The 12,941-nt window shown below is 71.4% G+C and carries 11 protein-coding genes and 1 pseudogene; 6 read left to right on the forward strand and 6 right to left on the reverse strand.

What is annotated here, in order from left to right; translation table 11 throughout:
• Positions 1–70 precede the first annotated feature (70 nt).
• Genes Sfulv_RS00715 through Sfulv_RS00725 form a run of 3 tightly spaced genes read right to left on the reverse strand, consistent with a single transcriptional unit; the run spans position 71 to position 3,148 of the window.
• Positions 71–787 (reverse strand): SDR family NAD(P)-dependent oxidoreductase, encoded by a 717-nt coding sequence (locus Sfulv_RS00715; RefSeq protein WP_173310286.1) that lies wholly within the window; start codon positions 785–787, stop codon positions 71–73.
• Positions 784–2,106: an NAD(P)/FAD-dependent oxidoreductase gene (locus Sfulv_RS00720; protein ID WP_173317482.1), complete on the reverse strand. Its 1,323-nt coding sequence runs from the start codon at positions 2,104–2,106 to the stop codon at positions 784–786. Before Sfulv_RS00720 ends, Sfulv_RS00715 begins: the two co-directional genes overlap by 4 nt.
• Positions 2,107–2,164: 58 nt before the next feature.
• Positions 2,165–3,148: a MerR family transcriptional regulator gene (locus tag Sfulv_RS00725; protein ID WP_256668770.1), complete on the reverse strand. Its 984-nt coding sequence runs from the start codon at positions 3,146–3,148 to the stop codon at positions 2,165–2,167.
• Between the two features lie 145 nt (positions 3,149–3,293).
• Here Sfulv_RS00725 and Sfulv_RS00730 point away from each other — a divergent pair, with 145 nt between their 5' ends.
• A complete protein-coding gene (locus tag Sfulv_RS00730; RefSeq protein ID WP_173310290.1) occupies positions 3,294–3,953 on the forward strand; it encodes an RNA polymerase sigma factor in 660 nt (219 codons plus the stop codon).
• An 11-nt stretch (positions 3,954–3,964) separates the two neighbouring features.
• On the opposite strand, the gene Sfulv_RS00735 is transcribed toward Sfulv_RS00730, so the two are convergent.
• On the reverse strand, positions 3,965–4,543 hold the full coding sequence (locus tag Sfulv_RS00735) for a DUF4383 domain-containing protein (protein WP_173310292.1): 579 nt from the start codon (positions 4,541–4,543) through the stop codon (positions 3,965–3,967).
• Between the two features lie 88 nt (positions 4,544–4,631).
• Here Sfulv_RS00735 and Sfulv_RS00740 point away from each other — a divergent pair, with 88 nt between their 5' ends.
• The 3 genes and pseudogenes from Sfulv_RS00740 to Sfulv_RS00750 all read left to right on the forward strand — a co-directional run bounded on the left by Sfulv_RS00740 (position 4,632) and on the right by Sfulv_RS00750 (position 8,140).
• Complete coding sequence (locus Sfulv_RS00740; protein ID WP_173310294.1) at positions 4,632–5,816, forward strand: spore photoproduct lyase family protein; 1,185 nt, start codon at positions 4,632–4,634, stop codon at positions 5,814–5,816.
• 107 nt (positions 5,817–5,923) lie between these two features.
• Entirely contained in the window at positions 5,924–6,403 is a 480-nt protein-coding gene (locus Sfulv_RS00745) for an ATP-binding protein (RefSeq protein WP_173310296.1), read from the forward strand.
• Between the two features lie 529 nt (positions 6,404–6,932).
• A pseudogene (locus Sfulv_RS00750) lies at positions 6,933–8,140 on the forward strand (MFS transporter).
• A 198-nt stretch (positions 8,141–8,338) separates the two neighbouring features.
• Here the strand turns inward: Sfulv_RS00750 and Sfulv_RS00755 are convergent.
• Together Sfulv_RS00755 and Sfulv_RS00760 are read right to left on the reverse strand one after the other, a co-directional pair.
• Positions 8,339–9,004 carry a permease prefix domain 1-containing protein gene (locus Sfulv_RS00755; protein ID WP_173310298.1) on the reverse strand — a complete coding sequence of 222 codons (666 nt, stop codon included), beginning with the start codon at positions 9,002–9,004 and terminating at the stop codon, positions 8,339–8,341.
• The gene (locus tag Sfulv_RS00760) at positions 9,001–9,342 is read right to left on the reverse strand and encodes a PadR family transcriptional regulator (RefSeq protein ID WP_173310300.1); all 342 of its coding nucleotides are present in this window, start codon (positions 9,340–9,342) and stop codon (positions 9,001–9,003) included. The genes Sfulv_RS00755 and Sfulv_RS00760 overlap by 4 nt, the downstream gene beginning before the upstream one ends.
• Positions 9,343–9,430: 88 nt before the next feature.
• Between Sfulv_RS00760 and Sfulv_RS00765 the strand changes: the two genes are divergently transcribed.
• Positions 9,431–9,964 (forward strand): hypothetical protein, encoded by a 534-nt coding sequence (locus Sfulv_RS00765; protein WP_173310302.1) that lies wholly within the window; start codon positions 9,431–9,433, stop codon positions 9,962–9,964.
• 187 nt (positions 9,965–10,151) lie between these two features.
• Positions 10,152–12,929, forward strand: a complete 2,778-nt coding sequence (locus Sfulv_RS00770; RefSeq protein ID WP_173317484.1) for a glycosyl hydrolase — start codon at positions 10,152–10,154, stop codon at positions 12,927–12,929.
• The last annotated feature ends 12 nt before the right edge of the window (positions 12,930–12,941 follow it).

The following is a 12,941-nucleotide window of genomic DNA, read 5'->3' on the forward strand; positions in this document are numbered from 1 at the left end:
TCCCTATCCGTGGAAGACGTGACGTCCTCATAACGAAGTGGCGGTCACCCGGCCCGTCACCGGGCGCCGGTCACCGCGCCCGTCGTTGGAGAACGGGCACCCCGTCCGTGCCCGCGCGCACGAGTTCGGCGTCCGTGGCCAGCGCGTCGGCAACGGCCTGGACGGCGGCCCGGAGGTCGCCCGACCGTGGCAGAGGCGGCGGAGTCCCCGCGACGGCACGGTCGGCGAAGCCGGTGTCCAGGTGCCCGAGGCGCAGGTCCAGCACACGGATGTGAGCGGGACGGGCCTCACGGCGTACGGCGTCGAGCCAGGCTCCGAGCGCCGCCTTGGAGGCGCTGTAGTCGGCCATCGCGGGCTGCGGGCGCTCCGCCACCACCCCGGTGAGCGCGGCGATCGTGCCCCCGCCCCGCGCCTCCAGTACGCCGAGCGCGGCGCGGAGGAACGCGGCGGGCGCGAGAGCGTTCACCGTCATCAGGTGCTCGGCGACGACGTCTCCGACCGCGTCGGCCCTCCCGAAGGCCACCGAGCCGAACGCCGTGAGAACGGCGTCGAGGCGGCCGGTCACACCAGCGGCCGTGTGTACGGCGCGGGCGCAGGAGTCCAGGTCGTACGCCTCGAAGAGCGTCGTGGGGGCGCCGCCGAGTGCCGCGGAGACCTGTGCGAGGCGCTCCTCGTCCCGGCCGGCCAGGACGAGGTGCGCGCCGCGAGCGTGTAGCTCGGCCGCCACCGCCGCGCCGATGACTCCCGTCGCTCCGGCGACCAGGACCCGTGCGCCGTCGATCCTCATGTCCCACTCCCTGGCGCCTGGCCCGTGTCCCGCTCCCGCTCCGTCCCGCCGTCCGCTCCCCGATGTGCCCGGCGCGGACGGGCCAGGTCGGCCAGTACCTCCCGTGCCGCACGCGTGCCCGACGCCAGGGCGCCCTGCACCGATCCGGTCGCGCGGTGGTCCCCGCAGACGTACCGCCGGTGGGCGAAGCGGGTGGTGCGGCTGAGGGGCCAGGGTGGCGTCATCGCGGGCAGGGCGTCCTTCACGGTGCAGGTGGCGACCGACGTCCAGGCTCGCGTGTCGGTGCCGTACAGCTCGGCCAGGCGCCTCCGTACGGCGGGTTCCCCGTCCGGTCCGTCGCCTTGCGGTACGGAGGTCGAGATCAGGGCGGTGCCGGGCGGGGCGTAGGTGGGTGCCACCTCGGTGAGGACGCAGGTGTTCAGGATCGCCGAGCCGCTGTCCACGACCAGGGTGGGCTCGGCCAGTGGCGAGGTGTCGGTCGCGTGGTAATAGGTGGTCACCGTGCGGCCGCCGGGGACCGGCAGGCCCGGCAGCAGGCGGGCGGCCGTGGCGGCGTCCGTCGCCACGACGACGGTGGACGCCGGCCGTTCGCCGCCGTTCTGGAGGAGCACGCCGCTGTCGGTCAGGGCGCTGACGGGGCTCTCCAGGCGGAGCGTGCCTACCGGCAGTCCGGTGGCGAGCTGCCGCGGCACGGCGCCGATGCCTTCGGCGGGCAGGCAGAGGGTGCCGCGCGCCATGCTGCGCCAGACGAGGTGGAAGAAGCGGGCGGACGTCCCGAGACCCTCCTCCAGGAAGACTCCGGAAAGGAAGGGCCGCAACAGGTCATCGACCGCGCGCGAGGAGAGCCCGGCCCGGGTGAGGGCGGCGGAGGTGGTGCGGTCGGGCAGGCGCTTGAGGAGGCCGGCGGGGAGCAGTGCGTCACGCGCGCTGAGGACGGCGAGCGCGGCCAGGTCGCGCGCCGTGAGGGCGCGGCCCGGCAGCAGCCAGCCCGCGGAACCGGGACGCCTGGTGGGGTCGGCGATCCGTACCCGGCCTGCGGACGTGTGGGCGAGGACGCCGGGGGTGAAAGGCCGCAGGCGCAGGTCTTTCAGAGTCAGACGCCTCTTGACCTGCGGATAGGCGGTGTTGAACACCTGGAAGCCGCGATCCAGGAGGAAGCCGTCCTTGCGGTCGGTGCGCATCCGGCCGCCTACCGCGCCGGAGGCTTCGAGCAGTTCGACGCGCAGGCCCGCCCGGCTCAGGTCACGGGCGCAGGCGATGCCCGCCAGGCCGGCGCCGACAACGATGGCGTCGGGCGGTGAAAGCCGCTGACCGGTCATCATCCGTCTCCTTCGTCGTGCTGCGGAAAGGGTCACTCGTCGGCGTCCTGCCACCCGGTCACCCGGTCACGGCCGCCTCCAGTGCCGTGAGCGCTTCGGCGAGTCCGGTGGGCCGCAGCAGGCCGGGCACCGCCTTGCCCGCCCAGCCGGGCCCCAGCGTGAGCACGGCCGGATGTCTGCGGGCTCCCCGTACCCCCCACTCCATCGCGGCCACGTGCTGGGCCAGGGGACGGCTGGCGGTCGTACGGGACTGGGCCCAGAGGCCGACGGCCGCGGGTCCCGTCCTGCGTACCGCCTCGACCACCGCCTCCACCGGCAGCGCGGCGCCGAACATCCGCACCGGCAGGTCCCGTTCCGCGAGTGCGGCGGCGAGGACCTCCAGGGGAAGGGTGTGGTTCTCGCCCGGCACGCAGGCCAGCAGCGTCGTGGCGCCCGAGCGCTCCGGCACGGCCGGCGGGGCACACCGGCGCAGGGCGCCGGAAACGTGCCAGGACAGGAAGTGTTCGACTTCCACGTACCGTTCTCCCGCGCTCTCCCATTTGCGGCCGACCGCCTGGAGGGTCGGCATGATCACCTCGTGCCAGGCGGCCACCAGCCCGTGGTCGGCGATCACGGTGTCGAGGAGCCGGTCGAGGGCGCAGGCGTCCAGCCGGAGGGCGGCCCGGGCCAGCCCTCTGCACTCCTGGCGCGCGTCGCCCAGCCGCAGACCGGTGCGGGCGCGGCTGGGCGCCGGCTCGGGCCGTACGCGAGGCTGCGCGGCCGGCCGCGCAGCCGTTGCCGCGTCGGGGTGCTGCTCCGACCTGGCCACCCGGGCGGCCTCAGCGGGTGGCATACCGGTGGTGGTCAGCGCGCACATCCGCTCCAGCCGGGCGATGTCCTCGGCCGTCCAGCGGCGGTGCTCGCCCCCTGTGCGCACCCGAGGGCCGAGCCCGTAGCGGCGGTCCCAGGAGCGGATCGTCGTGGGGGCGACTCCGAGCCGCCTGGCCACCTCGCCGGTCGTGAGGCCGCCGCCCTGCCGTCCGGTCCCCTCGGAGAGAGTCACCCGTTCACCATACGACGCACAAACGAGGCGTGTTGCTTGCGTCGTTTGTGCCTCCAAAACTGGTCGTACCCGTGCAGGCGGTCGGCGCGGTCGGCAGATGACCCCGGTGGCCCGCGCACTCCGCTCCGGCAGGAGAGACAAGACGATGCACACCATCACCCGCCCCGTGGAGCAGGCTCTTCCCGCCCAGGACGCGGTGGGCGACCAGGAGATCACCCAGGGCTTTCTGGCCTCGGACGAGCGCGCGTTCGCGGCGGCGTACCGGCGCTGGGGGCCTCTCGTCCACACCATGGCGAGCCGGTCGCTGGGCGACGCGTACGAGGCCGAGGACGTGACTCAGCAGGTCTTCCTCGCGGCCTGGCGGGGGCGGGCCGGCTTCCGGCCGGAGCGCGGACCGCTCGGCGCCTGGATCGTCGGTATCACCCGCCTCAAGACCATCGATGCGCTGGCCGCGCGGACCAGGCGCCTGCGGCTCGTCGACGCGGCGGGTCACCGCCTCGCTCGGTACCCGACGCAGGGGGGCGGCCCGTCGTGCGAGGGCGCTCTGGACCGCGTACTCCTCGTGAACGAGCTGACCCGGCTGCCGAGCACCCAGCGTGAGGTGCTCCGCATGGCTTTCTACGAGGATCTGACCCATGTGCAGATCGCCGAGCGCACCGGCATACCGCTCGGCACGGTCAAGAGCCATGCCCGGCGCGGCCTGCACCGGCTGCGCCACCGCTTCGAGGAGGGCCTCGGTGCCGAAGCCGGGTACGACGGGTCCCGGACGCGGACCGCGGGTGGAGCGGCCGTCCCGGCACGGTGAGCGCACGGCGGTCACGGCTGTCGGGAGGTCGGCGGAAGCATGACGGGCGCCGGTTCCTGGGCGGGCTGTCCGGCATCTGCGGCCAGGACCCCTGCCGCCCGTCGGCCGGGCCGCGCGTCACGGTCGGCCTGGTGCGGGTGCCTGCGGCGCCAGTAGGGGTTGTCGTGGGGAAGTCGGCTCGTGACCCGGCCGTACATGCCGAAGGTGAGGATCACCAGTCCCATCACGAAGCTGAACACCACGTTGGTCATGCCGAAGTCGAGGATGTTCGCGGGCTTGTCCAGCACGAAGACATGAGCGAAGCCGCTCAGCAGGAAGAGCGCGCCGATGGTCATGTCGAGGCAGGAGGCGAAGTTGCCGCCGATCACCGCGCCGGCGATCAGCGCGAGTCCCACGACGGTGGAGATGACGCTGAGGGCGACGTTGGTCGTCATCCCCGCGATGACGTCACCGGATGTGTCGAACGGGCTCAGCGCGTCGGCGAAGCCGAGACACCCGAAGACGAGCAGGACCACGCCGCAGAAGGCGGCGCCGTAACGGTAGACCCGGGCCAGGTGGTGGTCCACCGGAAGTTCCTCTTGCAGCTTCATGTCATGGGTTCTCCTCGGGTACCCCGCAGGGATGCAATTTTCCTCGGAAATGCGTAGGAATAGGTCACCAACAGATTCCGGAGCGACCATGCACACCCCCGAGACACCCAACAGTCCGTACGAAGCCCCGGAGGGGTTGTTCGGTCTGGAGGAGATCCGTACGGGACCGGCGGTCCCGGTGCCGGCCGGGCCGCTGTTCCGGGACTCGCAGGAGGCCCGCCGGCTGCTGTCGGTACAGGAGATCCATGCCGAACCCGGGGCGGCCGCCTCCCTGCGGGGCAGACAGATCCTCGCGCGCTTCCCGGACGCAGACGTCCTCCCCGTCGACTCCCACTGGCGGATTCCGCAGCTGCACGGCAACAAGGGGAACGCCGAACGCTGGGTACGGATCAAGAGCACGGTCCTGGTCCTCGGGGAACGCAAGACGCTCACCGTGCGGACCAACGGACGTTCGGCCGACTGGATCGCGCCCGGCGCGGCCAACGGGTGCGCCATGGCGTGCGCCTACTGCTACGTCCCGCGCCGCAAGGGCTACGCCAACCCCATCACCGTCTTCACCAACATCGAACGCATCATCGCCCGGCTGACGCGCCACGCCACCGACCTGGGGCCCAAGACCGCCCCCAACCAGTGCGACCCCCTCGCCTGGGTGTACGACATCGGGGAGAACAACGACTGCTCGGTCGATGCGCTGATCAGCGAGAACACCGCCGATCTGGTCCACGCCTTCACCCGCCTGCCCACCGCCAAGGCGTCGTTCGCGACCAAGTTCGTCAACCCCGATCTCCTGCTGCTCGAACCCCGCGGACGGACCAGAATCCGGTTCTCCCTGATGCCGCCGGACGACTCGCGGCTGCTGGACATCCGCACCAGCCCCGTCGAGCAGCGCATCGCCGCGGCCGGGGACTTCGTGGAAGCGGGGTACGAGGTGCACTTCAACCTCTCCCCCGTCGTCATCCGTCCCGGCTGGGAGCACGACTGGGGGCGGCTGCTCCAGCAGATGGACGACGTCCTGCCCCGCGCGGTGAAGGACCAGGCCGCCGCCGAGGTGATCATGCTGACCCACAACCGGGACCTGCACGAGGTGAACATGGCCTGGCATCCGCGCGCCGAGGACGCCATCTGGCGGCCCGAACTCCAGCAGCGCAAGCGCTCGGAGAACGGCAGCTGGAACGTGCGGTACCGCGACGGCACCAAGGCGGCGGCGGTGGAGACCGTACGCCGCCTGGTGCGCACCCACGCTCCCTGGCTCCCCATCCGTTACGCGTTCTGACGCCACCGGGCCGCGTACGGCTCCTGGTCCCGTCGTCTGTTGCGGCCGGAGCCGGTCATGACCCTTCACGGACCCATCCGGAGACGCGTCGGTGACGAATCACAGGCATGAAAGTCATCGTGCCTGTCTGCCCCGTTCTTCCGGCCGCCCGTGGCGGGGCGGAATCGCCGGCCGATGCCGCCGCGGGCGCCCGGGCCGTGATCGGACGGCAACTAGCGCGCTGGGGCCTGCGCCATCTCGCCGACGACGCCCTGCTGGTCATGACGGAGCTGCTGACCAACGCCGTGCGTCACGGCAGGCCGCCGTGGCGCGTAAGCGTCTGGCTCACACTCCAGGAAGGCGGCCGGCGAAGCGTACGGCTCGAAGTGTCCGACGCGGGACCCGGTATCGACGTGGAGCTCGTACGGGCTCGCTGGCGCCACCCCTCCGGCTCTCTGACATGCGGCGGGCGCGGCCTGTTCATCGTCGACGTACTCGCTTCGTCCTGGGGCGACGACCGCGACGACTGCGGCGTCCGGGGGCACACGATGTGGGCCGAACTGGACGCGGAACCCCGGCTCTCCGGACGCCAGGCAGTCGCCGGCTGACCTACCGCGACGGCGAATGCGCGAAGACCGATCCGAACGGCTCCGCGCTGCGCATAGGTACCGAACGCTCCGGTGACGGTCCCGGGTCCGGCGGCACCGAGCGGCGGAGGACGCACCGCGTGTCCTGCACGACGGGCGGAACCGTGTGACGCGTCCCCGGGACTCCTGGGACTTCACCGGGAGGGCGCGGCAGGCGGGTGCGCGGGCCTGCGGCCTCGCCATGCCGGGTTCGCGGCTCCGCAGGCGTCAGCACGGCCGGTTCGTCCGACACCACTGACATGGTGCGCTCCCCGCTGCGAACGCCGACCGGGGGGCAGCGGCCCGTCTCGCCGATGGTGGCAGCGACGTAGGGCAGGACGCAGGACCACTCCCGAGGCGCTGCCACTGCGGCTGTGGTCCTGCGCTGACTCCATGGTGCGGGCGCACCCCCCTTCCACGCGCACGCACCTATAACCCGTTTGCAATAGCCCGCGCTCACAATTATTGTCGACGCCTGTACAGAGCTTCCGCACTTATAAGGATCGACGTCATGCCCCTCGCACTCCTGGCCCTTGCCATCGGGGCCTTCGGAATCGGGACCACCGAGTTCGTGATCATGGGCCTGCTCCCCGAGGTCTCCGGAGATTTCGGTGTCTCGGTCCCCACCGCCGGATACCTCGTCACGGGCTACGCCCTCGGCGTCATGTTCGGCGCGCCCCTCATGACCGCCCTCGGCACCCGGATCACCCGCAAGCGGATGCTCATGCTTCTGATGGGCCTCTTCGTTCTCGGCAACCTGCTGTCAGCCGCGGCTCCGACGTTCGGAGTGATGCTGGCCGGCCGCGTGGTCGCCTCGCTGGCTCATGGTGCCTTCTTCGGCATCGGTTCCGTCGTCGCGGCCGAGCTCGTGGCCCCGGACAAGAAGGCCGGTGCCATCGCGACGATGTTCACCGGTCTGACCGTCGCCAACGTCGTCGGAGTCCCGCTGGGCACCTTCGTCGGACAGACCGCCGGATGGCGGATCACCTTCCTCTTCGTGGCGGCGCTGGGAGTGGCGGGGCTCGCCGGGATCGCCAGGCTGGTGCCGGACCTGCCCAAGCCGGCGGGCGTACGGCTGCGCCAGGAGCTGAGCGCGTTCAGGAACGTCCAGGTCCTGCTGGCCATGGCGATGACCGTCCTGGGCTTCGGCGGAGTGTTCGCGGCCATCACCTACATCGCCCCGATGATGACGCGCGTCACCGGTTACGCCGACTCGTCGGTGACCTGGCTGCTGGTGCTGTTCGGTCTCGGCATGGTCGGGGGAACCTGCTCGGCGGAAGGCTCGCCGACCGCTCGCTCATGCCGATGCTCTACACGGCGCTGGGCGGTCTGGCCCTGGTCCTGGCCCTGTTCACCATCGGCGCCCACCACAAGGTGGCCGCGGCGGCAGCGGTCTTCCTGATCGGCGCCCTCGGCTTCGCCACCGTACCGCCGCTGCAGAAGCGCGTCCTGGACCACGCCCACGGAGCCCCCACCCTGGCCTCGGCCGTGAACATCGGCGCCTTCAACGCCGGAAACGCCCTGGCCGCCTGGCTCGGTGGCATCGCCATCAGCGGTGGACTCGGCTACACCTCCCCCAACTGGGTCGGCGCGGCCCTGGCCACCTCGGCCCTCGCCCTCGCCTTCCTCTCCAGCTCGCTGGAGAAGCGGGCGGCGCGGCGCACCCCCTCCCCACAACAGGCCGCCGCGGACACACGGCCGCCCGTCTCGGTCCCCTGACCTGCACCCCACTCCACGGACCCGCGGAATCACCCCGCGAGGAGAACGGCACGACCACCAGCACGGCACTCGCGGCCGGCTACCGCAGCATCGGCACCGCCGCGGTCTAGGGCACGAGCGCGGCGTCGGCCGCGCCCTCGCCGCGTTCGACGCCTCGCTGGACAAGAGCTCACCCTGGGCCCGCATACCGCGGAGGCGTCAGGACAGGCGGGCGCACTGCCGACAGAGTCGCGCCGACCCCGCGATCGCCGCGTGGGAGACGGCCGCGAGCCCGCCCGCGCACGCGAGCAGGGGCCAGTTCGTGACCATGGCGGCGGCGGTGGCGAGTGCGAGCGCTGCCACGGCCATGGCGGCGCTGGCGGTCGTGCCGGCCCAGGCGACGACGAGCGGCAGCCGCCGAGGCGTCGGCACTCTGCGGGCGGCGGCTCCCGTGGCAGCCAGGGTTCCGGCCGCCAGGAGTGCGGCGACGATCGCGACGCCTGCCAGGTGGACGGCCAACAGCTGTGCGGCCAAGGGCAGTCGCCAGGTTCCCTCGTGCCCGGCGGAACGGGCCAGGTACCAGCAGGTGATCAGGAACGGGGCGGTGAGCGCGACGGCACGGGCGGTGTGCCTGGCCTGGCGGACGGTCAGTTCCTGTTGGCAGCTCGGCACGAGTTCGTCCAGCGTCCCGAACTCCCGTACCGCTTGCCGGGCGGCGCGTTCGTAGGAGACTTCGTCACCGGCGAGGGCTTCGGCCGTGTCCACGAGGCCGTCGCGCATGTCCTGGACCATTTGGGCCTTGGCCTTGCCCGGTCCGCGCAGGGCGGCCGCCAAGGCCGCGATGTGGTCCTGGATCGGGTCGGCGTGGCGACCGGTGGCGTTCATGTGGCGAGGCCGGGCGGTACGGCGGGGTTCAGGACGGAGCCGATCGCCGCCGTGAACTCGCTCCACGCCGAGCGCTCGTCGGCCAGCGTACGCCGTCCGGCTCCGGTGAGTTCGTAGCACCGCCTGCGCCGCTCCCCGGCCGATTCCCAGCTGCTGCTCAGCAGTCCGATCCGCTCCAGCCGGTTCAGAGCCGGGTAGATGGTGCCCGTGCGCAGTTCGAGCAGGCCACCGCTGCGGTCCTGGACCGCGGCGATGATCGCGTATCCGTGCAGCGGACCGGATTCGAGCACGGCCAGCAGCAGTCCGTCGAGGTGCCCTCGCACCGCATCCGCCTTCATGAGCGGACAGCCTACCCAATAGACCGGTAGGCAGTGTATGTATTGGCAGCCAATATATGCGCCCACCTCTCCTCCGGAGGCATCCGCAATGACCGAACTGCTGCTTTCCGTGCACGTTCTCGCCGCGATCCTCGCCGTCGGGTCGATCACCGTCGCCGCCTCGATGTTCCCCCGCTACGCACTGCGAGGACTCACGGACCGGGGGCAGGACGTCCGGTCCGCCGGTATCGCCGCACTCCTGCACCGCGTCTGCCGCGCCTACGCGCTCGCCGGGCTCGCCGTCCCGGTGTTCGGCATCGCCACGGCAGCCCAGCTCGGCGTCCTCACCGATGCCTGGCTGATCACTTCGCTCGCGCTCACCACCATCGCCGCGACCCTGCTGGCGGCGGTCATCCTGCCCGGCCAGCGGCGCCTGCTCGCCCTGGCCGGAGAAGAGGCCGTACGGACGGAGAGCGCGCAGGGAGCGCCTGCCGGACAGGCACCCTCCGGGACGGCACCCGCCACGGAGCCGGGGCGAGCCACCGCGATGCGTCTGACCATGCTCACCGGCCTCTTCAACGTCCTCTGGGCGGTCGTCGTCGTCCTGATGATCGTCCGGCCCGGCTCCACAACCGGAGCATGACCCCGCCCGGCCCTCGTCACGTCAAGACTCGAACGCATCGCAACGTTTGGTAATCGGCAACGGGCTCCGATGCGCGATCTATTGACACTACGTTTCAGGAGTTTTACGTTCCTTGCCACCTGAGAGCGCTCTCAAAAGTGCACTCCGTCCTCCCACGACTTCCTCCCACGACTTCGAGGTGCTGCTCATGCAAGCCTCCTTCTCCAGACCTGCCGCGGTGACGGTGCTGGCCCTCGCCCTGGCCGCCGTCGGCCTGGGCCCTGCCGCGACCCCGGCGGCAGCCGCGGTCATCCCCGCCGGTTCGGGCAGTTACTCCGACGCCCGACCCGCCGGCACCTCAGGACCCACCACGAACACGGGCGCCCCCGTCACGCCCAAGCTCACCGCGGCGGCGCGGGACAAGCCGGTCCCCACCAACGACTGGTGGACCTCGCTGGCCTACCAGCGCTACGGCGACAACCCGTACTCCACCCCCATGTACGGGCACCCGCTCACCTACCAGGCCACCTCGGGCGGGCTGGAGGTCGGCTACCCGACCACGCCCGCCGTCGTCGGGGGCGGCCGCCAGTACGAGTTCCCCCACAAGGCCGACCTCACCGTGGGCCTCAGCGGCCTCAACTCGCCGGACACCAAAGCCGATGACTGGTCCGACTGGACGGTCACCCCGTACTGGTCGGACGGCGCCCGCACGCTGCGTACGACCATCGGGCACGGCATGCCCTTCGTATACGCCAAGGGCTCGGGCGGGGACGCGCGGATCACCACCGCCGGTGCTCCGACCGTCTTCGCGGACAACGGCAACGTCCTCGGCATCACCGTCGCCGGACACCACTACGCGCTCTTCGCGCCCACGGGCAGCGACTGGACGGTCTCCGGCTCGGCCATCACCGCCGGGCTAGGCGGGAAGGACTACTTCTCCCTCGCCGTGCTGCCGTCCACCGACGCGCTCGCGACCTACCGCAAGTACGCCTTCAGCTTCGTCACCGGTTCCCGGGTGAACTGGGAGTCGACCGGCGGCACCGTCAAGGCGACCTACAGCCTGACCACCGAGGCCAAGGAGGGCACCGAACGCGGCACGCTCCAGGCGCTCTACCGGCACCAGTGGCTGCACACGTCCGACCCCCTGACGCCGTACACGTACGTCTCCCCGCGCGGCATCATGAAGGTGCGGGAGTCCGCCTCCTTCACCACCAGCCAGAAGAACTCCGGCGTGCTGCCCGCGCTTCCCGCGTCCAGCGGTGTCGACAAGGCGCGGCTGACCGGGTATCTCAACGAGGTGGCGAACGCCTCCGATCCGTTCTCCGGCGCCAGCGACACCTACTGGACCGGCAAGGCGCTCGGCCGGCTCGCCCAGCTCGTGCCCGTGGCCGAACAGATAGGCCAGCCGGGCATCCGGGACAAGCTGCTCGGCCTGATGAAGGGCCGGCTGCAGGAGTGGTTCACCGCGGGCGGGGCCAGTGAGTTCAGTTACGACAAGAGCTGGAAGACGCTGACCGGCTACCCGGCCTCCTACGGCAGCGACACCGAGCTCAACGACCACCACTTCCACTACAGCTACTACGTGTACGCGGCGGCGATCGTCGCCCAGTACGACCAGGCGTGGGCCGCCGACTCCGCCTGGGGCACCATGGTCAAGACCCTGGTGCGCGACGCGGCCAACCCCAGCCGCACGGACACCGCCTACCCGTTCCTGCGCGGCTTCGACGTCTACGCGGGCCACAGCTGGGCCTCGGGCCACCAGGGATTCGGCGCGGGCAACAACCAGGAGTCCTCGTCGGAGTCCATCAACCTCAGCGCCGGTCTCGTCCTGTGGGGAGCGGCCACGGGTGACACGGCACTGCGGGACCTCGGCAGCTACCTGCTGACCACCGAGTCGGAAGCGATCACGCAGTACTGGTTCGACGCGAACCAGCAGGTCTTCCCGAGCTCCTTCGGCCACGACACGGTGGGAATGGTCTGGGGCAGCGGGGGCGCGTACTCCACCTGGTGGACCGCCAACCCGGAGGAGATCCACGGCATCAACGTCCTCCCCGTCACCGGGGGTTCGCTGCATCTGGCCCGCGAGAAGGCCGCGATCAAGCGCAACATCGCGGAGATGGAACGCGAGAACGGCGGACCGGCCGTCGAGTGGCGCGACCTGCTGTGGGAGTTCGAGTCACTGGCCGATCCCGCCGCAGCGAAGGCCAAGTGGGACGCGGGCCACGCGGGTTACGGTCCCGAGCAGGGCGAGTCCAAGGCCCACACCTACCACTGGATCGCGACGCTCGACACTCTGGGCGCCCCCGACATGACGATCAGCGGGAACATTCCGACGTCCGCCGTCTTCGTGAAGAACGGCGTGCGCACCTACACGGCCCACAACCACGGCTCCACCGCGCGTACCGTCACCTTCTCCGACGGCGCGACCCTCTCCGTACCGGCTCGCTCCACGGCCACCGGCACGGGCACGGGCGGTGGAGACCCGGGGCCTGACCCGGATCCGACCACGGGCAACACCTTCCGGCTGAAGTCGGGCGGCGTCCTCACCACCGCGACGGACGGCGCCGCGGGCGCGGACACAGTGGCCTCCGCCGAGGGCGTCAACCGGGACGGTACGCCGTACAGGCCGGCGGTCTACGAGGCCAGGAACGTCACCGGGACGCTGGCAGCGGGCGCGTCCACCACGTTCCGCCTGCGGGTGGACGCCGGCACGGCGGTGGGGCTCGCCCCGCAGGTCAGGGTCAGCTACGACCTCACCGGAGACGGCACCTTCGACCGGGCCGAGACCTTCCGCTACTTCGCCACCGACCCGGTGACGGGCTGGGAGGAGTACACCCAGGCGGTGGGCACGAAGTCGGTGACCGGAAGCCTGGCCGCGCTCCGGGGCGGCACGGTCCGCCTGGAGATCTGGAATGCCCTGGGCAGAGCTACGTCCACCGTGCAGACCGGCACGGACGGGGCGGTGCTCAAGATCCCGTACGTCTGACCGTCCACGCGG

Origin of the sequence: Streptomyces fulvorobeus, assembly GCF_013167895.1 — a bacterium.
Lineage (GTDB): Bacteria > Actinomycetota > Actinomycetes > Streptomycetales > Streptomycetaceae > Streptomyces > Streptomyces fulvorobeus.